Genomic DNA, 22783 nt, shown 5'->3' with positions numbered 1-22783 from the left:
TTTCGGTCCTGACGGACTCTGGCAGGACTGGATGTGGCCTCGCCGCGCTGATTGAGCGATGCTCCCCGAACGAGAGGCCGCTGCATGGATCAATCGGCCCGGTCCGGCGTTACAGAGCGGGTCGTGCCAACGATCCTGCCCACGGCCTTTGTCACAATTTTGATCGGGGAGCGATGACGATGAAACCCCTTCTTGGAATCGCCTCTCTTGCCCTCGGTCTTGCGCTCAGCGCCCCGGCCATGGCCTGCGAACTCGACAGGTCGTTGAAGATGGCGGGGCTCGACTATGATTCCGCTGCCTTCCACACCGCCGTCGCAAGCGCGATCGCCGAGCGCGGCTTCGGCTGCAAGGTCGAGCGCATTCCCGGGGCCATCGCTCCGCTGGTCAACGGCGTCGCGCGCGGCGATGTCGACATCGTCATGGAAATCTGGATGGCGAACCCGGTCGAGGCCTGGGTGAAGGCTGCCGAGGCCGGCAAGGTCGAGCCGCTCGGCACGGCATTCCCGGACGCAAGCGAAGGCTGGTTCGTGCCGCGCTATCTGGTGTCCGGGCCCGATGCCAAGGCTCCCGATCTCAAAACGGTCGAAGACCTCAAGCGCTACAAGGCGCTGTTCGCCGATCCGGAGGAGCCGGGGAAGGGCCGTTTCTACAACTGCGTCGCCGGCTGGGTCTGCGAGGGCATCAACACCAAGAAGCTCGCGGTCTACGGGCTGGCAGAGGACTTCAGCAATACGCGCGGCGGTTCGAGCGAGGCGCTGGTCGCCGCCATCGAGGCCTCGCTGAAGCGCAAGCGGCCGGTCCTGTTCTATTATTGGGGGCCGAGCTGGCTGCTGGGCGCCTATGATCTCGTCAAGCTCGAGGAGGCACCCTTCGATCCGGCCGTCTGGGCCGAGCTCAAGGCGAGCGACAACCCCAAGCGCGCCACGGCCTATCCGACCAGCAAGGTCGTCATCGGCGCCAATATCGACCTCGCCAAGAAGGCGCCGCAGCTCGCCACTTTCTTCAAGAGCTACGGCACGACCAGCGACATGACCTCGAAGATGCTGGCCGAAGCCCGCGAGAAGGGCGTCACTCCCGAGCAGCAGGCGCTCGTCTTCCTGAAGACGCAGCCGGACATCTGGCGCAAATGGCTGCCGGGGGACATCGCCACGAAGGTCGCTTCCAGCCTGTGACGGCCGGTTTCGTCCCGGAATTCGGCAAGGCGCTGCAGAGCTTCGTCAATCGCGCCGTGGACGCCGTCGTCACCGGCTATGGCGACAGGCTCGACGGCCTCGGCGCCTGGTTGACCGCGCCTGTCCGATGGGTCGAGACGGGCCTTTTGCTCGTCCCGGTGCCGGCTTTCATCCTCGTCGTCGCGGCGGGCGCCTGGCTGGCCAGCAGGCGCATCGGCTTCGTGCTCGCGATGGCCGCGCTGCCTGCGGCGCTGTCCGGGCTGGGTGTCTGGAACGAGGCGATGCAGTCGCTCGCTTTGGTCGTCGTCGCCGTGCTGTTCGTGGTTCTGCTCGGATTGCCGCTCGGCGTGGCGGCGGCGCGGCTGCCGCGTCTCGGCCGTGCGCTCACGCCGCTCTACGACCTGATGCAGACGATCCCGAGCTTCGTCTATCTGATCCCGGTGGCGATGGTGCTCGGGCTCGGCCGGGCGCCGGCTCTGGTGGCGACGCTGATCTATGCCCTGCCGCCTTTCGCAAGGCTGACGGAACTCGGCCTGCGCGGTGTCGATGCCGGGGTCGTCGAAGCCTCGCGCGCACTGGGCTTGCGGCCACGGCAGGCGTTCTGGCTGGTCGAGCTTCCGCTCGCCCGGCCCACCATCCTGCAGGGACTGAACCAGGCGATCATGATGGCGCTGGCGATGGTCGTCGTTGCCTCGATGATCGGCGCCAAGGGGCTCGGCGAGATCGTCCTGCTCGGTCTGCAGCGGGCCGATCCCGGCCTCGGCTTCATCGGCGGGCTCGCCATCGTGCTGCTTGCGGTGCTGTTGGACAGGATGGCGCAGGCCGTCCTCGGTGCGCCGCCCCCATCGGAGACAGAGCGGCCGTGATCGGAATCCGTCCGCTTTTCGATCAACCGGGCGTCACCCGAATCAGCGGGGGAAAACCTCGCCTTGAGACCTTGAACAAAACAGGAACATCGTTGATAATGGATTTGTGGGTCGATAGGGTTCGGCTCCCGGTCATTCGGCCGGTTGTGTGTTTAGTGCGCAGGAAATGGAGCCTCTCATGGCTGGCAGCGTCAACAAGGTCATCATCGTCGGCAATTTGGGGCGGGACCCCGAAGTGCGCCGCCTCGGCAGCGGCGAACCCGTCGTCAATCTGCGCATCGCCACCTCCGAGACCTGGCGCGACAAGCAGAGCGGCGAGCGCAAGGAGCGCACCGAGTGGCACTCGGTCGTGATCTTCAACGAGAATTTGGCGAAGGTGGCCGAGCAGTACCTGAAGAAGGGCTCCAAGGTTTACATCGAGGGCCAGCTCCAGACCCGGAAATGGCAGGACCAGTCCGGCGTCGAGAAATACACCACCGAGATCGTGCTGCAGCGCTTCCGCGGCGAGCTCACCATCCTCGACAGCCGCCAGGGCGGCTCCGAGGAGTACAGCGAGGGCGCCGGCGCGAGCGGCTACGGGGAAGAGCGTTCGGGCGGCAGCTCCTTCGGCCGCTCCAGCGCGATGGGCGGCGGTAGCAGTGGCGGCGCCGCGCGCCAGCCGGCCATGTCGGGCGGCGGCGGTGGCGGCGGGCGCTCCTCGTCGAGCCATCTCGACGACGACATCCCGTTCTAGCGAACGCCTGCCGTAATCTGTAAAGCATTGGCAATAAGGCGCTGTTTTTGCAGCGCCTTATTCGTTGACAAGTGGACTGCCGCCAGCAGCTTCGCGTTTCGTTAGTGCGGCGCTTTGGATTCCGTCAGAATCTCGGCAAATCCGTTCGCTGGTCGAAATTCTCTGGCGGCGGTATCGTTTCATTTTGCCCCGCCGTTTAGGAATTATGCATAGGCGGAGCGGCGCGCCCTGAACCGCGTCGCTCCTGGATGGGCCGCATAATAGCGTACAGACACAGCCTTATCCTCAGTCGAATTCCGGTTGAGCTCGGTCGGTCTGGTCAATCATGGCGCGCCTCCATCAACCGGGACACGACCCCGGCCGATTTCGAGCTTAGCCCTGGCGCCTGATGAAGCCGGTGATCGAGACGCGATCCCAGATGCCTGCGCTATGAAACGGATCTGCTGCATTGAAGCGTTCCACCGCTTCGCGATCCGCGGCTTCCACCACAAAGAGACTGCCGATCATGGTCGAACCGTCGTCGGCGACCAGTGGTCCGGACATCACGATTTTCACGTTCAGTGCGGCGGTATCGGAGAGAAACGCCTTGTGCGCATCGTAGTTGGCGAGACGGGCGTCGAGCGCGCCGGGTTTGTCGAGGGCGTGGATCACGAACAGCATGCGGCGAGGCTCCTATCGGCGGCCGGATGACGTGCCGGCCGCCGCGGTGAGTGAGGTTCCGATCTATTTGCTGGCCATGGCGGCGGCATCGCTCCAGCTCGGGCAGGCTCGCGATTCCAGCGGCGCGTCATAGGGCTGGTAGTTCGAGGCGTTCACCACGGTCGGCTTCAGCACCACTTCCGTCACGGTGGCTTCCTTCCGCAAGGCCCGGATCGCGACCATGGTCCCGATGCAGCCCTGCAGGAAGCCGTTATAGTCGCCCGATGCCAGCAGCTTGCCGGATTTGATCGCGTCGACTGCCTCCTGCGTGCCGTTGATGCCGACGACCTTGGCCTTGCGGTTGGCTCCGTCGAGAGCCTCGATCGCGCCGATCGCCATCGCATCGTTGGCGGCGAGCACCCCGTCGATCTGCGGATGGGACTGCATCAGGTTCTCCATCACCTGCAGGCCCTGCAGGCGCTGGTAGTTGGCCGGCTGGCTGGCGAGCAGCTTGACGTCCTTCGTCTCCTTGATCGCGTCGTTGAAGCCGCGCACCCGGTCGATATTGGTCAGCGAGCCCTTGACGCCTTCGAGGATGACGACATTGCCCTTTCCGCCCATCGCCTTCAGCAGGTAGCGCCCGGTTTCGAGGCCGAGGCTGTAGTCGTCAGCACCGACGAAGGCGAGGAACTTGCCGCCGGCGCTGCGGTCGGTGACGTTGACGATCGGGATCTTGGCATCGTTGATCTGCTCGACGCCGGGCACCATCGCCTTGTAGTCGACCGGCACGAAGACGATGGCGCTCGGCTTCTTGACGATCACATCCTCGACCTGGCTGAGTTGCTCGGGGATCGAGTCCGGCTTGGTCGGGATGTAGTGCACCACCTTGGCGCCGAGCGATTTCGCCGCGGCCTCGGCGCCCACCCGCACAGTCTGGAAATAGGGGTTGGTCTGGTTCTTGGTGAAGACCGCGATGGTTTCGCCGGCGGCGAGCGCCGCGGTCGACATCAGGATGGCGGGCAGTGCTGCAACGAGAATTTTCGACTTGGACATGGGTTCCCTCCCTTGGGTTTCTCTTGGTTGGTTTTTTACGCGCGGCGGCGGCCTTGCATGTCGAGCCAGACGGCAAGGATGACGATCAGCCCGGTAACCAGGGGCTGCCAGTTGGCGTTGACGGCGAGCAGGTTCATGCCGTTCAGCACCAGCGTCAGGATGAGCGCGCCGATGAAGGTGCCGAACACGCTGCCGACGCCTCCGAACAGCGAAGCGCCGCCGATCAGCGCGGCGGCGATCGCCGGCAGAGTCATGGCCTCGCCGATGTCGCCCTCGGCCGAGTTCAGCCGGGCGAGGAAGACGATCGAAGCCACGCCGGCCATGGCGCCGGAAAAGGCGTAGACCAGGATCAGGCGGCGATCGACCGGGATTCCGGTGAGGCGCGCGGCGACCGGGTTGGCGCCGATCGCGTAGATCTGCTGCCCCCAGATCGTGCGCTGGGCGAAGATCGTGCCCGCCAGCAGGAAGACCACCATCAGATAGACCGGGATCGGCACGCCGAGGAAATAGCCGGAGCCGATCTGGCGGAAGCCGGGTGGGAAGCCGTGAATGGTCTCGCCGGCCATGTAGTAATAGGTGATGCCGTGCAACACCCAGAGCATGCCGTAGGTGGCGATGAAGGACGGGATGCGCAGCTTCGCCACCATCAGCCCGTTGCAGATGCCGATGGCGAGTCCGGTGGCGAGCCCCGCCAGCGTGCCGAGCGCGGGCGAGCCGGTCGCCTTGATCACCGTCGCGGCAAAGCAGGCGGAGAGGCCGATATTGGCGCCGACCGAGAGATCGAGACCGCCCGTCAGGATCACCAGCGTCAGCCCGGAGGCCAGGAAGAACAACAGGCTCGCCTGCCGGAGCACGTTGAGGATGTTGTTGGCGGTGAGGAAGGCCTCCGTCGCGAAGCTCAATGCAGCGCACAACAGCGCGACCGCCAGCAGCCGGTAGACAAGCTGTTGCACCTCACGAGAGACATGGAAGCCGGACGGACGGGCGGAGGCGTCGCTGGCGATGCTCATGACCGGGGGCTCCGCAGGCTGTCGATGAGAAGGGCGGCGATGACGAGGGCGCCGATGCAGGCGACCTGGACGGAGGAGGGCACGGCCATCAGGTTGAGGCCGTTGCGCAGCACGCCGACCGTCAGCACGCCGAGCAGCGTGCCGAAGAGCCAGCCATTGCCCTTGTCGAAGGAGGTGCCGCCGAGCGCCACGGCGGCGATGGCGTCGAACTCCATGCCGATAGCAGCTGTCGGGTGGCCGGCATTGATGCGCGCGGTCATCAGCAGGGCCGCGACCCCCGCCATTGCGCCGCCGAGCATGTAGACGGCTACGAGCAGGCGCTTCCAGGCCACTCCGGCGAGCGTCAGCGCATCGCGATTGCCGCCGAGCGCGCAGACATAGGTGCCGAAGCGGGTATGGTAGAGCAGGATGTGGAAGAGGGCGTAGAAGCCCGCACCGATCAGGATCGGGGTCGGGATGCCGAACGTGGTGCCGGAATAGATCAGCCGCACGAAGCGCGGGATGCCGACGACGCTCTGGCCGTCGCTGACGACGAGGGCGAGCCCCTGTGCGGCGCCCAGCGTGCCGAGCGTGGCGACGAAGGGCGGGATCGACAAGCCCGCAATCAGCCAACCATTGACGAGCCCGAAGACGAGCCCGACGCCGAGTGCGCCCAGCAGTGCCAGCACGAGCGATTGCGTCGAGACCACGATCAGCGCCAGCACCAGCGAGGCCAGCGTCAACACCGCACCCATCGAGAGGTCGAGCCCCTCGGTCATGATGATCAGCGTCATCGGCAGGGCCAGCAGCAGCAGGATGACCGACTGCACCAGCACGTTGGAGAGGTTTCCGGCGCTGAGGAAGCCAGGGCTCGCCACGGCGAAGAACAGCGAAAGTCCGGCGAGTGCGACCGCCACGCCCGGCACTGCCGGGACGCGCGGGGACGGAGAGGAGACGGCCTGATCACTCATCGTGCATCCCCATTCTGACGATGTTCTCTTCGGAGAGTTCGGAGCGGGAGAGTTCCCCGACGATGCGCTTGCCGCGCATGACATAGGCCCGGTCGCAGACATGGACGATCTCGGCCTGCTCGGAAGAGATCATCAGTACTGCCGCACCATCCGCGACGAGTTGGTCGATCAGCGCGAAGATCTCGGACTTGGCGCCGACATCGATGCCCCGCGTCGGCTCGTCGAAGATGAACAGCCGCGTGTCGGCCGCGAGCCATTTGCCGATGACCACCTTCTGCTGATTGCCGCCGGAGAGCACCCCGACGCTCTGGCTGGGCGAGGGCGTCGCGATACGCAGCCGCTTGATCAGCTCCTCGGCCGAGCGGCGGGCGCGAGCGGGCGAGAACAGCTTGTGCGGGAACAGCTTCGGCAGGCCTGCGGCGGCGAGATTGTCGCTGACCGTGCGGATCAGTGCGAGCCCCTCCGTCTTGCGGCTTTCCGGGATGAGGCCGACACCGGCGAAGGCGGAGACGTCCGGTCCACCGCGCTTGGCCTGGCCGAAGACCCGCACTTCGCCGGCCGTGATCTCGTCGGCGCCGAAGATGGCGCGCGCGACCTCGGTCCGGCCGGAGCCGACGAGGCCGCACAGCCCGACGATCTCACCGGCGCGCACGGTCAGATCGATGTCGCGGATGCCGTTCTTGGCGCTGAGGCCCCTGACCTCCAGAGCGATCTCGCCCGGTTTCTCCGCGAAGTTGCGCGGATAGCTCATATCGACATTGCGGCCGACCATCATCCGCACGAGCTCGTCCGGCGTGGTCTCGCCCGGCTGCGCCCGGCCGGCGAGCTTGCCGTCGCGCAGCACGGTGATGCGGTCGCCGAGCGCGAACACTTCGGCCATGCGGTGCGAGATGTAGACGATGGCGACGCCTTTAGCCTGAAGCTGGCGCATCACCGCAAAGAGACGTTCCGTCTCGCGGTCGGAGAGCGCGGCGGTCGGCTCGTCCATGACGAGGATGCGCGCATTCTGCGAAAGCGCCTTCCCGATCTCGACCATCTGCTGCTGCGCGACGCCGAGCGTGTGGACCTTGGTCCTCGGATCGACGTCGAGCCCGATCAGGTCGAGCACGGCCTGCGCCTCGCGATAGAGCCGCCGGCGGTCGACGAGACCGGGCATGCGCGAGGGAAATTCGCGGCCAAGGAAGATGTTCTGCGCGACGTCGAGATATGGGACGAGCGAGAATTCCTGGAAGATCACGGCGATGCCGAGCTTGCGGGCATCCGCCGGAGTGCGGATCTCGACGGTCTCGCCCTTGTGGAAATACGTGCCGGCATCGGCCTGGTAGGCGCCGCACAGCACCTTCATCAGCGAGGATTTGCCGGCGCCATTCTCGCCGAGCAGCATGTGGACCTCGCCCGGCCAGACGGCGAAGGAAACGTCGTCGAGCGCCTTCACACCGGGAAAGCTCTTGCAGATGCCCTTGAGCTCGAGGAGAGGCTTGCCCTCGGCCGCGCGGGGAGGCGGGAGTTCCGCTTCGATGCGGGGCTTGGCCGCGGTCATCGCGTTCATGCTGCGCCTCCCATCCGCGGCGAGGAGCGGAAGATCTTGCCGGGGTTCATGATCCCGAGCGGGTCGAGCGCCTGCTTCACGAGGCGCATCGCATCGACGGCGTCACCCAGTTCCAGCTCGAGGAAATCCATCTTGCCGAGGCCGATTCCGTGCTCGCCGGTGCAGGTGCCGTCCAGCGCGATCGCCCGCCTGACGAGGCGCCCGTTTAACGCCTTCACCCGCGCGAGGTCCTCGGCACTGTCGGGGTCGTGCAGGACGAGAAGATGGAAATTGCCGTCGCCGACATGGCCGACGACCGGGGCGACGAGGCCGCTCTCCGCGATGTCGGCGGCCGTCGCGACGAGACATTCGGCCAGGCGCGAGATCGGCACGCAGACGTCTGTGACCAGGGCGCGCGCGCCGGGCCGCAGGGCGAGCCCGGCATAGAGCGTGTTGTCGCGGGCGTGCCAGAGGCGGCTGCGCTCTTCCGGCGAGGTCGCCCAGGCAAAACCCTGCCCGCCGAACTCGCCGGCCAGCGCCTGCGCCGCCTCGGCCTGCTCGGCGACGTAATTCTTCGAGCCGTGGAACTCAAAGAAGAGATGCGGCTCTTCCGGCAGGCCGAGTTTTGCGTGCAGGTTCATGCCGCGCATCATCACCGCGTCGAGAAGCTCGATCCGCGCCACCGGAACGCCCGATTGGATGACAGCGATCGCCGTGTCGACTGCGGCTTTGAGATCGGGAAAGGCGCAGACAGCCGAGGAGATCGCTTCCGGCTGCGGATGCAGCTTCAGCGTCACCTCGGTGATGACGCCGAGCGTTCCTTCCGCGCCGACGAGCAGACGGGTCATGTCGTAGCCGGCCGCAGATTTGCGGGCGCGCCGGGCCGTGCGGATCACGCGGCCATCGGCGAGCACCGCCTCGAGCGCCAACACATTGTCCTTCATGGTGCCGTAGCGCACTGCCATCGTGCCGGAGGCGCGCGTCGAGGCCATGCCGCCGATCGAGGCGTCGGCGCCGGGGTCGATCGGGAAGAAAAGGCCGGTGTCGCGCAACTGCGCATTGAGCTGCTTGCGGGTAATGCCGGGTTGGACGCGTACATCCATGTCCTCGGGGCTCGCCGACAGAACCTTGTCCATGCGGGACATGTCGATGCACACGCCGCCTTGGGGCGCCGAGGCGTTGCCCTCGAGCGAAGTGCCCGCGCCGAACGGCACGATCGGCAGCCGCAGCTCGTGGCAGAGCGTCACAATGCTGCGCACCTCCTCCGTGGATTCCGGAAACACCACGAGATCGGGAGGCGAGGGCGCGTGATAGGCTTCGCTGCGGCCGTGATCGGCTAGGACGCCGGGAGCTCGGCTGACGCGCGGGCCGAGCGTTTCGGTCAGCCGCGCCACCGCCGTCTCCACGGCTCCCTCGTTGGATGAGGGTCTGGTCAACATGGTTTCTCCCTTCGCGTTGGCCCGCTGACCGGGCTCTCTGGATGCGATTGTCGGTGGCGTTCCCCTGTGGCGCAGGCGGCTGCCTAGAATGCGGGGTTGAGCTGGAAGTCGTAGGTCAGGCGGCACCACGGTCGGTCGAGTGCCCGGCCGTCCGGAGCGGTGCCCGCCGGCTGCTCGGTGAATTCGCTGATCAGCGAATCCTTCACACCGAAGACGGCATCGGAATCGAGATACTGGTCGCCGGAGACGAAGACATGGGTGACGAGCTTCTCGTGGCCCGGCGCCGCGATCATGAAATGGACATGCGCCGGCCGCCAGGGATGGCGGCCTTGCGCCTCCAGCATCTTGCCGACCGGGCCGTCATGCGGGATCGGATAGGCGGCGGGCTTTATCGACCAGAAGTGGAAGCGGCCCTGCGCATCGGTGCGGAAGCGCGCCCGGGCGACGAGATCGACCCCGTCGTCTGAATGCTGCACATCGTAATAGCCGTCCTCGTCGGAATGCCAGACATCGACGATTGCTCCCGCGAGCGGGTTGCCATCCGCCGCGGCGACAGTGCCGGAGACATACATCGGCTCACCCGGCAGCTCGCCGGAGATGTCGCTGCCTAGCGCCGCTTCCGGCGGGCCCTCGACATAGAAGGGGCCGAGCACGGTGCTCTCGGTGACGGCGCCTTGATGGTCGTGATTGATCGCGTCGACCAGCATCGAAACGCCGAGCGTGTCGGAGAGCAGGATGAACTCCTGCCGCGTGCCGGTGCACATCTGGCCGGTATCGGTCAGGAAGGCGATGCCCTTGGCCCATTCCTCCTGCGTTGGGCGGACCTCGCGAATGAAATCGTGCAGGTGGCGGACGAGTGCTTCGCTGATCTGCTTGGTGCGGGCATCCGGCGCGCCGGCGACGCGCTCCAGTACCGCCTGGGTGATACTGTTCTGGTCGAAGTTCCTCATCCGAGCCTCCCTGCGTTGGTGTCGAGACCGGGCTCGCCAAGCCCGGCGAGCCATTCGGCAAGGCGCACGGTCGAGATGAAATCGGCCTCGCCCTCGCCGCGTCCGATCAGGGCGCCGTAGGTTTCGCGCGTTAGTGTCGCCAGGGGCAGCGCCATCTCGGCGGCATGGCCCGCGCCGATGATCAGGTCGAGATCCTTGGCCATCTGCCGGCATGAGAAGGTTGGGGCGAAATCGCGCGTCTCCAGGCTCTTGGCCTTGTAATGCACCATCGGCGAGCCGACCGCGCTGTTGGTCAGCACGTCGAGAATATCCTGCCACGCGAGATTGCCCTTGCGGGCAAGCACGATGCTCTCACCCATCATCGCGGCGGAAACCGCGATCATCAGGTTGACGGCGAGCTTGGCGAAGCGTGCCTCCTCAGCCTCGCCGAGATATTTCTGGGCGCGAGTGAAGTCCTGCGCGATCGGCAAGAAGGCGTCGAAAGCCGCGCGCGGTCCCGATACGAAGCAGGTCAGATTGCCGGTATGGGCGATAGCGGCGTTACCGGAGACCGGCGCACGCAGATAGGCGACGCCGCGCTGCGCGGCTGCCCGCGCGACCTCGACCGAGATAGCGGGACTGACGGTCGAGGTTTCAACCAGGATCGCGCCCTTGCGCATGGCATCGAAGAGCCCGCCTGAGAGAGTGACGGCGGCGAGCACCTTGTCGTCCGGCAGTGAGGTGAAGACGATGTCGCGTCCGGCTGCGTCGGCAAGCGTCGTGGCAAGCGTGACGCCGCCACCCGAGGCCTCGGCGATGCGCTGCTGGTCGCGATCAAAGCCTGCGACGGCATGTCCGGCTGCCGCGAGGCGGGTGGCGATGGGCAGCCCCATCTTACCGAGCCCGATCCAGCCGATGGTTTGTGTGTCCATCATACTGTTGTCCTCAAGCTGCTCGCTGCGAGCGGCGAAGCTCCTCGACGATTCTTGTGCCGGAAGCAGCAAGGCGTTCGAGCTTCTCGTTCAGTCCATCGGCTAGCAGCCGGCCGTCCCGTTTCGCAAAACGTCCTGCGATCATCACGGCTTCGATGTCGCCGCGCCCAGCCTGCATGATGACGGTGGCCGCGGGATCGTGCACCGGCTGCAGATGCAGCGCCCGTGCGTCGATCAGGGTGATGTCGGCCTGCTTGCCGGGCGCAAGCGAGCCGATGCGGTGATCGAGGCCCAGCATCTTCGCGCCCTCGATGGTGATCCAGGATAGCGCCTGCCGCACGCGAATTGTCGAGGTCGGCGGAATGGCGCTGGTCTGGCGGCGGCTTTCGGCGTTGTCGAGCGCACGCTGCATGCCGAGCGCGATGCGGGCGACGCCCATCATGTCGCCGGCGAGAACGGATTCGAGATCGACGCCGAGCGATGGTGCGCCGCCGCGTGCGAGGAGCCGGCCGGTGATCGGAAAACCGTGGCCTTGCGTCATCTCGTTCTCCGGGGTCACGGAGAAGGACGCGCCGAGATCGAGCAGTTGGCTGAGCAGCTCGTCGGGCAAGTCGTTGCCGTGCACGATGTTGATGCCCGGCCCAACCAGTTCCTCGGCGATCAGCTTTTCCCATCCGCCTGGCGTCTTGGCGTCGCCGCCGCCCTGATGCATCGAGGCGACGAGGCCGAATTCGCGCGCGAGGCGGAAATCGGCGCGGGCTACCTCCAGCGTCGCATAGTGCGGGCCGAGGATGGCGAGGCCGAGCGTCAGCAAGCCGTCATCGCTGGCGAAGCGGCCGCGCCGCAGGCGCTCGATTTCGGCGCGCGGATGCGGCACCTCGGAGAAATGCGGTTCGCCGGGGTTCGGATCGGGCTTGGGCGAGCCGTGAAAGAAGGCGGCGCGGATGCCGCTCTCGGCCAGCGCCTCGACGGCGGCATCGGTATGGGCAGGGGTCGGGTTGTTGTGGCACCAGTCGACCAGCGTCGTGGTGCCGGCATCGATCTGGCCGAGCGCGCCCATCAGGGTCGCGATGCCGATGTCCTCCGGCCTGAACAGCGTGGCGAGACCGGCATGGACCCAGCGGAAATACTCGAGCAGCGTCCAGTCGGCCGCGAGCCCGCGCATGCCCGTCTGCCAGCTATGCATATGGGCATTGACGAAGCCCGGCACGGCGATCCGCCCGGCCACGTCGAGACGCTCGGCATCTCCGGCCTCGATGCGCGGCGCGATGGCGGCGATCTTACCGTTTGCGATGAGGATGTCGCCGCGAGGCAGGTCGCCCACGGCCGGATCCATCGATAGGATGGTGGCGCCCGAGAGGAGGATGCGGCGAGCCATGGCTCAAGCCGCCTCGTCTTCGGCGATAGCGGCGCGTGGCCGCTCGCCGGCGTAGGCGTGGGCGATCAGGTCGCGAATGCCGTCGCGCGTGATCGGGCGCGGATTCCAGTAGGGGTTCTCGACCGCGATATCCGCCGCCGTCGCGATGCCACTGTCCGGCATGCCGAGTTCGGCCAGCGAGAGCGGCACGCCGAGCGCGCGCACCAGATCGAACAGGCCCTGCGCCGCGTCGGGTGCGCCGAGCGCCCGGCAGATCGCGGCCATCGCCTCCGGCGCGGCCGCGGCATTGTAGGCGACGGCATGCGGCAGGATGACCGTATGCGTCTCGGCATGGGGCAGGTCGAAGCTGCCGCCGAGCGTGTGGCAGAGCTTGTGATGCAGCGCCATCCCGACCGCGCCAAGGCAGCAGCCGCAGAGCCAAGCCCCGTAGAGTGCGTTGGTGCGTGCCTCCAGGTTCCCCGGCTCATGGACGAGGATCGGCAGGGCCGAGGACAGCGTGCGGATGCCGTCCTCCGCCATCAGGGAGATGATCGGATTGCGGTCCCTCGCATAGAGCGCCTCGACCGCATGGGCCATGGCGTTGATGCCCGAGGTTGCCGAGAGCAGCGGCGGCAGGCTGACCGTCAGATCGACGTCGTAGATCACCGTTTCCGGCAGCACGTCGAGCGAGCGGATCGTCGTCTTCCGGCCGGCTTCCGTCTGGCCGAGGATCGGCGTCATTTCCGAACCCGCATAGGTCGTCGGGATGACGACCTGCGCCACTCCGGTGCGCAGTGCCAGAGCCTTGCCGAGGCCGGTTGTGGAGCCGCCACCCAGCGCCACGACGCAATCGGCCCCGGTTTCGCGCAGGGTGACGAGCGCCCGCTCGGTCACCTCGACCGGGGTGTGCATGGTTGCCTCGGTGAAATAGCCCGCGAGGACTGGGCCGAGCAGAGCGCCGAGGCGCTGGCCCGCGCCTACCTGCTGCGGCGTCGTCAGCACCAGAGCCCGCCGGCCAAGCCGCTCGACTTCCGCCGCAACGTCGCTGATCGTGCCGCGCCCGAAGCGGACCCGCGAAGGGAGAGCCTCATAAGTGAAGGTCTCGATCATCGGCCTCTCCTTGGATCAGGATTGCGGCGGGTCTTGCCAGCTCACTCGCCGGCAACGACTTCGCGGCGATGGTGCGGCTGGCTCCCGGCGAGGGCCGGCGTCTCCTCGCCGGTGTGATAGTCGACCTGGAAGCGCGCGATCCTCAGATCGGCAAGCTCCTGCCGCACCCGCAGGTGCTCGGGATGGGTGGCATAGGCTTCCAGCGCGGCGCGATCGGTGAATTCGCTGACCAGCACGACATCGCAGGCATAGTCGACATCGCTGAAATCGACGCCGATCTCGATGTGGCTGAGGCCGTCGATCAGACCCCGGAGTCCCTCGAAGGCGGACTTCACCTTGGCGCGCGCCGCGGCGCGCTCCTGCGGAGTGTCACCGCGCAAGCGCCACATTACGATGTGGCGGATCGGACCGGACATGAGTGTTTCCTCGACCCAGGGTCGTTCTTGTTGCAACCAATTAAGGCTTGCGGAACGCGGAAATAAAGACGACTTCCAGGAAGTCTCTTTTACGGAAAGCGGAAATATGGATCGGCTCACGCAGATCGAGGTTTTCGTAAAGACGGCGGAGATGCGCAGCCTTTCACGGGCGGCGGAAGCGCTCGGCATGTCGAACGCGGCCGCCAGCCGGCACCTGGCCGCCCTGGAGGAGCGTCTCGCCGCCCGGCTTGTCGAACGCAATACGCGGCGTCTTTGGCTGACGGAGGCAGGCCAAGCCTTCTATCAGCGCAGCAGCGCACTGCTTGGTGAATTCGCCGAGGCCGAAGACGCCGTAAACGCCCATACGCTTGCGCCACAGGGAGTGCTGCGGGTCACCAGCTCGCTCTCTTTCGCGACGATCTATCTGGCGCCGATGCTGCCGGCCTTCCGCTCGCTCTATCCCAAGCTCAGCATCCATATCGCCGTCGCCAACCGCTATCTCGATTTCATCGAGGCCGGGATCGACGTCGCCATCCGCACGCGGCTGCATGAACCCGATACGAACATCATCGTGCGTCGGCTGGGACGGATGCGGCGCGTGCTGGCGGCTTCCCCGGCCTATCTGCAAGAACGCGGCTGGCCCAAGGCGCCCGCCGACCTCGCTCAGCACGAGATGCTGGTTTACAACCTCGCCGCCGATCCGTTTTCGCTACGCCTGACCAGGGGGGATACGGAGCGGGTCGTCCGAATCAGCGCAGCCCTCGACTGCAATGACGGGCAGGTGATCCGCCAGGCGGCCATCGCCGGCCTCGGTATCCTCATCCAGCCGCTCTACATCGTGCAGGAGGACATCGCGGCAAGGCGCCTGGTGCCTGTGCTGCTCGACTGGCAGCTCCCGATGCTGACGATGAACATCGCTTATCAGAACCGCGACCACCTGCCTGCCAAGATCCGGGTGTTCAACGAATTCCTCGTCAATCATGTCCGCTCGACCTCGAATAGCCAGATATGGACGGCGTGACCGCCCTTCGCGGCGCCTTGGCTATAGACGATCGTCTCGGATGGCTGGGAGGCGGCCGATACGGACGCGTGCCAGCCGGGGGCGGCGTGAATCAGAGACAACTCGACTGTTTCACCCGCATCGCCGAACTCGGGAGCTTCCGCAAAATTTCCGAAGCGCTGAGATCGCCCAACCCGCCCTCACACGCCATATGCAACACTTGGAAGAGGAATTGGGAGTCCAGCTTTTCTTCTTCCACGGTTCGACCGCCATGCCATCGAAATCCGTGTTGCCGACACCTAGGAATGCATCGAAGCGGACCTCGCCATTGCCGCAGCAATCATCGCAGCGGTTAGGCAGCTGTATCTAAACGAAGCTGCCTTTCATGCGCCGTTGGATACCAGCCGCCTCGTCAGTATCGTCGCTGCATCGTACGGGCGGAAGACGCCCTCATCGACGATCCGGATTATCTTTCCGCCCTCGGGCCGATCGGGAAACGCATGCACTGCTGGCGAGCTTGGCGCAATCTGCTCGGGCACGCGGCTGACGGAAACGGGGCATCCCATTGGGAGAGCCTCCTTCGGGCCGGCACGATTGCGAGCAGAATCGAGCACGCACTCGGAACTTGCCCTTCCAGAAAGCGGATCGCGTCAGTCTATCGAGAATGTCTGACTGCCTCGCCAATGGACATCGTTCCGAGGCCAAACTTTTGCTCGCCACAGGGCGATAGACCTCGCTCGGTGCCTAGCTGGCCCCGCTTTCGGGCAGCGCGCCAATGGGCAGAACCGGCACGCTGCGAAGGCCCACGTCTTTGAGCGAGGGGCGTCAGCTTACTTCATTTCAGGCGTTCGGGGCCGGCTAGCGAGCAGTCCGTCATGGGCGACTCGTATTCCAGCGGTTGATTCGTTAGCATAGCAGACGTGAGTTGCGTAGCGATGAGGTGGTGTCATGCCGAATGCCCACGCCGTGATGATCTCGTCTTATGAACAGCGGAAGGCTGCTGTGCTGCGAGCTGCACAGCTGATCTCGTCCTCAAGTGGCTCTGACGGGGAGTGGGAATTCGAGATGCTGATCGAGGCTATCGCGGATTTCGACATCCGCCAGGAAGCTGTCGGCTTCATTGAGATCCCTACGGCTTTCATGCAATTCCTTTCCAGTGCGCATCAGAGCCGGGTTGCAAGCAGCCGTCGCTGAGATAAAAAGCTGGTCGTTAGGCCGCGCGCCGCGGTTCCTGGCCGCCGCGGAGTACGCGTGACATAGCCTTGCTGGCTCTATTCGCGTTCTCCCTCCAGGCCTTCGCGAGGCCCCTTGCCGAGTTGAAGCAGCGCTCGCTGCTGGTCTATGGGGCGAAAGCTACGCAGTTCTTCCGCGCAGATGAGTATCATGCGCTGGACGGCAATATTCTTGCGAGCTCAAGGGGCTGAGGGCTGGCGGTAACCCTTGCTGTTCCCCGGATGCCAATCGCACATTTCGAATAGCGGTCCTGAATGCGGAGAACGCGGCATTCTCCGAAATAGGCTTCTTCTTCCCGGAGCACCGTCGCCCATCTCACTCTTTTTCGCTGGGACCGCTGGGCCATGATGCTGTATTGATCTCGGCTCACGCACTTCAAACGCAATTCGGCTGATGAGAATGGTCCAGCAGGACTTGCGTCCGGAATGTTAACAGCCGCTCCAGTATGCTAAGCGAAATCGAGGACAATAGAGCTGCACTTGGCAGTTCGAGTGCGCAAGTGAGTTCGACCGGTCAGGGTGAGTAGTATGTGGAAGCAGCGGATATTCTTGTCGACGATCTTGGCGGCAATCCTGGCATCACCAGTCGTCAGCGCGCGAGAGGTCGTTTCCTATGCCGGCAATGAGGAGCCAGGCTCGATTGTTATCAGGACAAAAGACAGGAGATTGTATCTGGTTTTGGACGACGGCACGGCCATCCAATATCGCGTGGCAGTCGGGAGGTCGACGAAGCAATGGATAGGCGCTGTTAGAATTGAAGCGAAGTATGTCGAGCCGGCTTGGTCTCCGCCCGATGAAATAAAGCGTGACAATCCAAGCATCCCTGACGTGATTGCTGGAGGATCTCCGCGAAATCCCATGGGCGCCCGGGCGATGACCCTGTCAGGGGGAGGGCAATATGCTATTCATGGAACGAATAGACCCGATTCCGTCGGAACCTTCGCATCGTATGGATGCTTTCGCATGCTAAACGACGATATAATCGATCTTTTCAAGCGAGTTCCGGTTGGGACACCGGTTATTGTGCTGCGGTAGGACGGCAAACCGGTTGCGGCCGGGCTATTTTGCCAACATCGAAGGAAAGGCTGTCGGCCGTAGAATCGCCAATGCCGTCGCGAATCAAGCAGGAGCGGCCGGCGGCCAGCTTGATTTACCGATAGCGATGAGCCGAAAACTGTGGCTCGATAAACTTGCGGCTATTGAGAGAACGAAGGCTAGATATATACTCCGCTGGATATAGAAGCGTATTATCCGGGGCCTTCATTCCCATGAATGTAGCAACCTCACCCACCCAGCGATTGCAATTATATAGGACAGCATGCCACATCGTGGCAGTCCTTTGTTTGCGCTTGATGTAGGCTGAAACTCTCCGATATTGCGCTTCATCCAGTACGATGCGGAATCTATTGGAAATGTACTGGTCTTCCAAATCACCATCGCTCGGACCCGTTTCTGCCGGCACCGGAACGACGTGTCCTACCGACCAGAGTTGCGGTCCCTCGCCTGCGGGATGAAGGCCGGCGACTTGATCTGCCGTTACAGAGCCCACTTCGCCTCTCGCGTTAAGGCGCCCATGGACCAAGAACGTGTGGCCATAGCTTAGAGCGTACCGGGAACGAAACTCGACGAAATATAGCGCTTTCTCGCGCGACAACTGTGGCGACGCAGGTGCCGAAGCCGTTGCCGCCGACGGGGAGGTTTGGCCGATATCGTGGTAACTGCCGCGATCGCGCGCGCCCGCTCCATCGTGGCCGGATACGAGTAAAGCGCTCGACAGGCCGAACGCCAGGATCCAAGAGCGAGCCGAGGGTTTTTTGCCAAACCACATCGCAGACCTCCCGATCAGGCAAACATCCAGCTGCGGAATTTCCGCACGCAAAATTGCGTATTGCTATTCCATGGAGAAAGCGGCCGATTACTCGGCCGCTTTCATTATTAGCGAAGCTAGCCCTTAGTTACGATAGGGGCAGCGACCGGCGGGGGGGCTTTACCCTTCCCCTTACCGATAGAGGCGCATCCGCCAACGCTGATCAGTGCAACAGATACGGCCAACACTACGATTGTTTTCATCGGTTCGCCCTCAGTTAACAAGCCCACTCTCAGCCCTGCGCAATTTTTATTCTAGTGCAATTGCGCAACACGGTGCCGAACAATTTAGCATCAAATCGTCGTGTGGCACACGCTAACGATCTCAGATGCTATTCGCAATTTCAACTGGCAAAAGATCGATTGGCGGTCTTACGACGAATTAAGGTTGCCAAATGACACAGGTGGTGCGGCAACTCGGCGTCAATTTTGCCATCCTTCTGTCATTTCGTCAGCGTGGCGCGCGCGGGCGGTTCGCGCGTGGGAAGATGCGGCCGGTTCGCTTTATGTAATCTGCGTACTCGTGCCCGAATGCTTCATTCATCAATTTTTCTTCCTCGCTCACGCGAAATAAATAAAGCGTACCAAACCCGACCAGGCCGGCGGGGCCGGCAATCCAGTTGGGTAAAAGGAGGGCCTGCGCAATCGCCCATAGCCAAAAAGCTGAATACATCGGATGGCGTACGTAAGTATAAACGCCATCGGTAACTAACTTGTGGCTCTCTCGAACGTCTAGAGAGACGGACCAGTTTCTCCCCAAGGAGCGGTGAGTGAGATAAAAAAGCAGCAAAGCCGCTGCTGACGCAGCTGCTCCCGCCCAAGCCAATGAGGGTTGGAACGTGTACGTTGCAAAACGCGGAAACCCAAAGGCTACATAGGCGAAAGGCAAAATCCCGAGGCCGGTAAAGGAAATGCAGAGCAAAATTCGCTCCTTACCCCCTCGCGCCGAACGGGAAATCGGTGTCCGACGAGAGCGCCGCTCATGAGGAATCCGAACGATGTACCAGCCAATCGCGAGAAATAGGTAGATCGCTTTCGCTATCGAAAGGGTCATTTCCTTGCCGTCCCACCCTTGAGATCGCAGGCAAAGTCACCCGAATCGATCAATTGGCCCTCAGTATCGAAATAATCCATAGCGCCTCGCTCCGATCGCGCAATGCACTCTGCCGGAAGCGGTCCGCAGGCTGTCATAAAGTAATCGTAGGGAGCCCGTCGATCGTTACCTCTCACAAATTGACAGTGCATCTTGTACCAGTTCTTCCGAATCCGCGGATAGCGTCCCGGTGCTATCATCCGTCTTATGCTGACATTCCGAACGAGGGGAGAGCTGGCCGGGCGAAGTTTCAGGTCTCGTAGCATCTCTGCGCCGAAAAAATTCATCACGTCGGACCGAGCCCTGTAATCTACCCAAAGCACGTCAAGATTGGAGCTTACCCGCCCGATTGCGGCACGAAATCCAGATGCCGCGCGATGGAGCCCGATTTTGAGGGTTGAAGCTCCGACGGAAAAGAAGGCTAGCCTGCGGGTGTTGCCCGATTGATCAAGTTGAATTTTCATCGCCCGATCGATGAGGTCGATGGCAAGAACGGCGCCCAGGCTGTGCCCTATGATAAGAATCTCGTCGGCCTGATCGGCTGGGGCATTGCGCGCGATTTCCTCCGCGATGCGCTGTAAGCGGTCGTTGAGAATACTATCCCCTTTTCGTACGTATCTATGTGAGAATATCCAATCCTCAATCAGAATGTTGAGATATAGCAATCTGTCAGCTGCGTATAACGTAGCGTATAATGAAATAAATAAAGTCAGAATTGCTGCGAAGTAACTTCCAGTGGAGTTCAGAATGAATGCCGCCGCCGCTGCAGAGACAGAGCCGGCCAGCGCCAGAATCAAAATCGGATAGAGGAAAAACAGTGCATATCGCCAACTGGATCGGAGATATGCCGTGAACGCCCCTGCAACCAGAAAATCACAGAATGCGATAACTGCGGGCACTAAACGGCGCCATGTTGGTTGCACGCCTGAGCCGACGATCACATCGTCCCACCTGACGAGACGCATCTCGATTTCGGTACGCCAGTTCGAGCCCGACGCGGAAACCTGCCACGAGGCGAGATCTCCGCTTACTTCGAGTTCGGTCGTTGATGCATGTGTTCCCCACGCGCGTTCGAAGCGTCGCAGCTCCCTGGTGAAGCGCTCGAACACTGCCGACGGGGGCGCCGGGTCGTAGCCGCCGATATGATAGACTCGGCGCCTTCGGACGTGAGTTTCGGTCGTTCCCGGAATTCCGGTCAGTGCCATAGCTTTACCGCTTCGTTCGATAACGGAGCTGCTTCCTTGAACCCAATTCAAAGCGCGGCAGCGATATAGCTAAGGGATCCGAGCCGGTGGGAGGCGTTCACCGGCATAGCCCGAGTGCGAGAACCGATCATTTCCTGACCCAACGCTGTCTCCGAAAAATCGGCGGCACTTTCAAGAGTTGAACGCTGTCCCAGCGTTTAACCGGTTGAGTTCGCATGAAATCTGCTTGGCTGCTTCCAGGATATTCTCGGCCAGTTCCGAAATAGATTCCGATTCTACCCAGTTTGATGGGCCCGATATACCGATCGCAGCCTCGACAACTCCACCGCTGTATCGAATCGGCGCGGCGATTTCGCACTTCATTTTTCCCGTTTCGTCGGAATTAACAGCGAATCCTCGCGCGCGAATCATCTCAAGTTCGCTTCGGAACGATCCAGCATCGAATTGCCCCCGTGCCTCGCCAACAGTCCTAGCCTCCACTTCACTGATGACCTGTGGAGATTGAAATGCCAGGATCGCCTTTCCGGCAGCGCAATTCTGAGCTGGTACTTTGCTGCCAACCTCAAATTCAGTCACAGTTGGTCCTGGCGCGTTAATGCAGGCCGCGATAACGACTTCTAGATCAGCGATCACCGCCACGCATGCGGACTCGCGCGTTTCCATGACCAGCTTTGAAAGATGTCGCTCCGAAACGCGTTTCAGATCAGCTGCGTCCTTTAGGCAAAACCCCAAGCTCCACAGTTTGGGTGACAGTGCTACGCGAGAAGAATGTCGCGATATGGAGATGTATCGCGACATTTCAAGAATCTTCAGCGTATTCTGGACGGTGTCCTCGTCGAAGTGAGTTTGAGAGCTTAACTGACTGACAGTGCTGGGGCAATTACTGCTGGCTAAAGCCTCAAGGACCGCCAAACCTTCTTCGAACGTCACGTTCATGGCTGAGCTCACGATCTTACGGTGGTTGAGAATTCATGTCCGTTTCACCGGAAAGGCCAGGCACAGCGGATGCGTCCTCCAGGGCGCTCGCTCGCATCGGTTGTCAGCACATCGTCGCGTATTGGGTGCACTCGCAAGGAGTGTGATCCGATCGACAATCCGGGGCTAGAGCAATTTGAACCGCTCCCCAGCTTTATGACGGCCGGCGGGCCCCCCTTCTGCTTCTAATTCATTGTAATTGAATAGAATTGTCTCGCATACTCGACATGGCAGTTATTGAATTTTAAAAGCTTGAAAACGGCGTCGCGCCACGCGAAGAGCCTAAATCCATTTATCGAGGAGACTTGGACGGCGATCCTCGTCGTCGATTTTGGAGCCACAGCGAATCAAATCCAAGATTGTCTACCGTTCTCCGCCTAACAGTGATGTGCGCGGCCGTAAGCTGAGGCCGCGGTATTACGTATCTTCTCCTTGTGGCTCAGGACGTTCAAAAGATCGCACGCCATATGAAACGGCATCCTTGCGTGGATCGGCGGTAGGATGAGTGTTGCCCAAATTGACCCGAGGAACTGCTCTGCCTAAGGCGCCGGTACCTCCTACGATGCGCTGGGCCCAGGGCCGACGGTCATCTCACTGTGATTGACCTGAGCGCTCCGGAAGAGAACGCTTTTTCAGAATGGCCAGGAAAGGCGAGCTGATAGCACAAGCAGAACAGGCGGAAAGCGGACCTTGCCGACGTCCGCAACGGGCTAGCTGGAGAATCTCTCGGGTCTAGCCAAGTTTGATCCGCTCGGCCTCGTCCCGCCGACAAGGAAAGCGGTGAGAGCGCCGCAACACTATGCCTCAGCTCTTCAGCTGACGCGCCGTGTAATCAACTGTAGCCGGTTGTGGATCCGCAGATATTGCACTTCCGCCAGGTGCGAGCGCGCGAAAGGTGGCGTTGCCGCATCGCCGCAGCTCGCACGGTACGCTGTCTATTTCCCTCTGGTGAGGGGTTAATCTCGCTTTGGGCGATTGAAGAAGCCGTTCACGCAGAGGCGGCATCTTGAGCCGCTCGGCAAAGAGCGCTCCGAGCTCTTCGTACAGGTGTTCCACGATCTCGCCGCGGCTCACAATGAATCGACCACCTGCCTATGAAACGAGCGACTGAAGAGTGAGAGGGAAGGCTTTGGAGGTCTCCAGCGTCGATTCCCGGCAGGGCCGAAATCTAAAAAACTGATCGCAAAAAGTGGCAAGGAGCCGCTGTTGTTTACACAATGCCAATTAGTCGGCAGCCAAGGGAATGCTAAGCCCTTGAAAACTTGCCCTCTATCGCTC

21 protein-coding genes are annotated in these 22783 nt (G+C 62.8%); 6 read left to right on the top strand and 15 right to left on the bottom strand.

The genetic code is table 11. The annotated features are described in order from the left end of the window. Positions 1-179: 179 nt before the first annotated feature. The 3 genes from AC2FAN_RS00975 to ssb all read left to right on the top strand — a co-directional run bounded on the left by AC2FAN_RS00975 (position 180) and on the right by ssb (position 2771). On the top strand, positions 180-1172 hold the full coding sequence (locus AC2FAN_RS00975) for an ABC transporter substrate-binding protein (RefSeq protein WP_485172387.1): 993 nt from the start codon (positions 180-182) through the stop codon (positions 1170-1172). Beyond that, complete coding sequence (locus AC2FAN_RS00970; protein WP_485172386.1) at positions 1127-2038, top strand: ABC transporter permease; 912 nt, start codon at positions 1127-1129, stop codon at positions 2036-2038. Before AC2FAN_RS00975 ends, AC2FAN_RS00970 begins: the two co-directional genes overlap by 46 nt. A gap of 178 nt (positions 2039-2216) precedes the next feature. Continuing rightward, positions 2217-2771, top strand: coding sequence for a single-stranded DNA-binding protein (ssb, locus tag AC2FAN_RS00965; RefSeq protein ID WP_485172385.1), 555 nt, complete (start codon positions 2217-2219; stop codon positions 2769-2771). 372 nt (positions 2772-3143) lie between these two features. On the opposite strand, the gene AC2FAN_RS00960 is transcribed toward ssb, so the two are convergent. From AC2FAN_RS00960 to AC2FAN_RS00910, 11 genes are all read right to left on the bottom strand, one after another. Then, positions 3144-3431 carry a YciI family protein gene (locus AC2FAN_RS00960; protein WP_265053274.1) on the bottom strand — a complete coding sequence of 96 codons (288 nt, stop codon included), beginning with the start codon at positions 3429-3431 and terminating at the stop codon, positions 3144-3146. Between the two features lie 63 nt (positions 3432-3494). Next, positions 3495-4463: a sugar ABC transporter substrate-binding protein gene (locus AC2FAN_RS00955; RefSeq protein ID WP_485172384.1), complete on the bottom strand. Its 969-nt coding sequence runs from the start codon at positions 4461-4463 to the stop codon at positions 3495-3497. Between the two features lie 35 nt (positions 4464-4498). Further along, complete coding sequence (locus AC2FAN_RS00950) at positions 4499-5473, bottom strand: ABC transporter permease (protein ID WP_265053276.1); 975 nt, start codon at positions 5471-5473, stop codon at positions 4499-4501. After that, positions 5470-6423, bottom strand: a complete 954-nt coding sequence (locus tag AC2FAN_RS00945; protein WP_476807489.1) for an ABC transporter permease — start codon at positions 6421-6423, stop codon at positions 5470-5472. Before AC2FAN_RS00945 ends, AC2FAN_RS00950 begins: the two co-directional genes overlap by 4 nt. Further along, on the bottom strand, positions 6416-7963 hold the full coding sequence (locus AC2FAN_RS00940; RefSeq protein WP_485173039.1) for a sugar ABC transporter ATP-binding protein: 1548 nt from the start codon (positions 7961-7963) through the stop codon (positions 6416-6418). The genes AC2FAN_RS00945 and AC2FAN_RS00940 overlap by 8 nt, the downstream gene beginning before the upstream one ends. A 5-nt stretch (positions 7964-7968) precedes the next feature. Continuing rightward, positions 7969-9390, bottom strand: a complete 1422-nt coding sequence (locus AC2FAN_RS00935; protein ID WP_485172383.1) for an FAD-linked oxidase C-terminal domain-containing protein — start codon at positions 9388-9390, stop codon at positions 7969-7971. An 83-nt stretch (positions 9391-9473) separates the two neighbouring features. Beyond that, on the bottom strand, positions 9474-10340 hold the full coding sequence (locus AC2FAN_RS00930; RefSeq protein WP_485172382.1) for an intradiol ring-cleavage dioxygenase: 867 nt from the start codon (positions 10338-10340) through the stop codon (positions 9474-9476). Further along, positions 10337-11251, bottom strand: a complete 915-nt coding sequence (locus AC2FAN_RS00925; protein WP_485172381.1) for an NAD(P)-dependent oxidoreductase — start codon at positions 11249-11251, stop codon at positions 10337-10339. Before AC2FAN_RS00925 ends, AC2FAN_RS00930 begins: the two co-directional genes overlap by 4 nt. 13 nt (positions 11252-11264) lie before the next feature. Then, positions 11265-12629, bottom strand: coding sequence for an amidohydrolase family protein (locus tag AC2FAN_RS00920; RefSeq protein WP_485172380.1), 1365 nt, complete (start codon positions 12627-12629; stop codon positions 11265-11267). A gap of 3 nt (positions 12630-12632) precedes the next feature. Further along, the gene (locus tag AC2FAN_RS00915) at positions 12633-13718 is read right to left on the bottom strand and encodes a maleylacetate reductase (protein WP_485172379.1); all 1086 of its coding nucleotides are present in this window, start codon (positions 13716-13718) and stop codon (positions 12633-12635) included. A 41-nt stretch (positions 13719-13759) separates the two neighbouring features. Then, positions 13760-14134, bottom strand: a complete 375-nt coding sequence (locus AC2FAN_RS00910; protein ID WP_485172378.1) for a Dabb family protein — start codon at positions 14132-14134, stop codon at positions 13760-13762. 106 nt (positions 14135-14240) lie between these two features. Between AC2FAN_RS00910 and AC2FAN_RS00905 the strand changes: the two genes are divergently transcribed. The 3 genes from AC2FAN_RS00905 (at position 14241) to AC2FAN_RS00895 (ending at position 17401) form a co-directional block, all read left to right on the top strand. Next, the gene (locus AC2FAN_RS00905) at positions 14241-15155 is read left to right on the top strand and encodes a LysR family transcriptional regulator (protein WP_320109578.1); all 915 of its coding nucleotides are present in this window, start codon (positions 14241-14243) and stop codon (positions 15153-15155) included. A 927-nt stretch (positions 15156-16082) separates the two neighbouring features. Beyond that, positions 16083-16328 (top strand): hypothetical protein, encoded by a 246-nt coding sequence (locus AC2FAN_RS00900; RefSeq protein WP_265053285.1) that lies wholly within the window; start codon positions 16083-16085, stop codon positions 16326-16328. 566 nt (positions 16329-16894) lie between these two features. Then, the gene (locus AC2FAN_RS00895; protein ID WP_485172377.1) at positions 16895-17401 is read left to right on the top strand and encodes a L,D-transpeptidase; all 507 of its coding nucleotides are present in this window, start codon (positions 16895-16897) and stop codon (positions 17399-17401) included. A 909-nt stretch (positions 17402-18310) separates the two neighbouring features. Here the strand turns inward: AC2FAN_RS00895 and AC2FAN_RS00890 are convergent. The 4 genes from AC2FAN_RS00890 to AC2FAN_RS00875 form a co-directional block, all read right to left on the bottom strand. Then, on the bottom strand, positions 18311-18436 hold the full coding sequence (locus AC2FAN_RS00890; protein WP_320109552.1) for an ABC transporter: 126 nt from the start codon (positions 18434-18436) through the stop codon (positions 18311-18313). A 247-nt stretch (positions 18437-18683) separates the two neighbouring features. After that, a complete protein-coding gene (locus tag AC2FAN_RS00885; RefSeq protein ID WP_485172376.1) occupies positions 18684-19286 on the bottom strand; it encodes a protein-S-isoprenylcysteine O-methyltransferase in 603 nt (200 codons plus the stop codon). Further along, positions 19283-20530: a hypothetical protein gene (locus tag AC2FAN_RS00880; RefSeq protein WP_485172375.1), complete on the bottom strand. Its 1248-nt coding sequence runs from the start codon at positions 20528-20530 to the stop codon at positions 19283-19285. Before AC2FAN_RS00880 ends, AC2FAN_RS00885 begins: the two co-directional genes overlap by 4 nt. 171 nt (positions 20531-20701) lie before the next feature. Further along, positions 20702-21466, bottom strand: coding sequence for an IclR family transcriptional regulator (locus AC2FAN_RS00875; RefSeq protein WP_485172374.1), 765 nt, complete (start codon positions 21464-21466; stop codon positions 20702-20704). Positions 21467-22783: the final 1317 nt, after the last annotated feature.

It is taken from the genome of Allobosea sp. RIT-PG3_2 (assembly GCF_057321085.1).
Note: the sequence above shows the minus strand (reverse complement) of the source record. Positions and strands in the feature narration are given on the sequence as shown.

What these genes read in the sequence shown, in the direction of transcription:
- AC2FAN_RS00905 (WP_320109578.1), top strand. Translation starts at nt 14,241, where the DNA reads ATGGATCGGCTCACGCAGATCGAGGTTTTCGTAAAGACGGCGGAGATG.
- AC2FAN_RS00900 (WP_265053285.1), top strand. Translation starts at nt 16,083, where the DNA reads ATGCCGAATGCCCACGCCGTGATGATCTCGTCTTATGAACAGCGGAAG.
- AC2FAN_RS00935 (WP_485172383.1), bottom strand. Translation starts at nt 9,390, where the DNA reads ATGTTGACCAGACCCTCATCCAACGAGGGAGCCGTGGAGACGGCGGTG.
- AC2FAN_RS00950 (WP_265053276.1), bottom strand. Translation starts at nt 5,473, where the DNA reads ATGAGCATCGCCAGCGACGCCTCCGCCCGTCCGTCCGGCTTCCATGTC.
- AC2FAN_RS00890 (WP_320109552.1), bottom strand. Translation starts at nt 18,436, where the DNA reads ATGAAAACAATCGTAGTGTTGGCCGTATCTGTTGCACTGATCAGCGTT.
- AC2FAN_RS00885 (WP_485172376.1), bottom strand. Translation starts at nt 19,286, where the DNA reads ATGACCCTTTCGATAGCGAAAGCGATCTACCTATTTCTCGCGATTGGC.
- AC2FAN_RS00880 (WP_485172375.1), bottom strand. Translation starts at nt 20,530, where the DNA reads ATGGCACTGACCGGAATTCCGGGAACGACCGAAACTCACGTCCGAAGG.
- AC2FAN_RS00960 (WP_265053274.1), bottom strand. Translation starts at nt 3,431, where the DNA reads ATGCTGTTCGTGATCCACGCCCTCGACAAACCCGGCGCGCTCGACGCC.
- AC2FAN_RS00955 (WP_485172384.1), bottom strand. Translation starts at nt 4,463, where the DNA reads ATGTCCAAGTCGAAAATTCTCGTTGCAGCACTGCCCGCCATCCTGATG.
- AC2FAN_RS00945 (WP_476807489.1), bottom strand. Translation starts at nt 6,423, where the DNA reads ATGAGTGATCAGGCCGTCTCCTCTCCGTCCCCGCGCGTCCCGGCAGTG.
- AC2FAN_RS00915 (WP_485172379.1), bottom strand. Translation starts at nt 13,718, where the DNA reads ATGATCGAGACCTTCACTTATGAGGCTCTCCCTTCGCGGGTCCGCTTC.
- ssb (WP_485172385.1), top strand. Translation starts at nt 2,217, where the DNA reads ATGGCTGGCAGCGTCAACAAGGTCATCATCGTCGGCAATTTGGGGCGG.
- AC2FAN_RS00930 (WP_485172382.1), bottom strand. Translation starts at nt 10,340, where the DNA reads ATGAGGAACTTCGACCAGAACAGTATCACCCAGGCGGTACTGGAGCGC.
- AC2FAN_RS00925 (WP_485172381.1), bottom strand. Translation starts at nt 11,251, where the DNA reads ATGGACACACAAACCATCGGCTGGATCGGGCTCGGTAAGATGGGGCTG.
- AC2FAN_RS00920 (WP_485172380.1), bottom strand. Translation starts at nt 12,629, where the DNA reads ATGGCTCGCCGCATCCTCCTCTCGGGCGCCACCATCCTATCGATGGAT.
- AC2FAN_RS00910 (WP_485172378.1), bottom strand. Translation starts at nt 14,134, where the DNA reads ATGTCCGGTCCGATCCGCCACATCGTAATGTGGCGCTTGCGCGGTGAC.
- AC2FAN_RS00875 (WP_485172374.1), bottom strand. Translation starts at nt 21,466, where the DNA reads ATGAACGTGACGTTCGAAGAAGGTTTGGCGGTCCTTGAGGCTTTAGCC.
- AC2FAN_RS00970 (WP_485172386.1), top strand. Translation starts at nt 1,127, where the DNA reads ATGGCTGCCGGGGGACATCGCCACGAAGGTCGCTTCCAGCCTGTGACG.
- AC2FAN_RS00975 (WP_485172387.1), top strand. Translation starts at nt 180, where the DNA reads ATGAAACCCCTTCTTGGAATCGCCTCTCTTGCCCTCGGTCTTGCGCTC.
- AC2FAN_RS00940 (WP_485173039.1), bottom strand. Translation starts at nt 7,963, where the DNA reads ATGACCGCGGCCAAGCCCCGCATCGAAGCGGAACTCCCGCCTCCCCGC.
- AC2FAN_RS00895 (WP_485172377.1), top strand. Translation starts at nt 16,895, where the DNA reads ATGTGGAAGCAGCGGATATTCTTGTCGACGATCTTGGCGGCAATCCTG.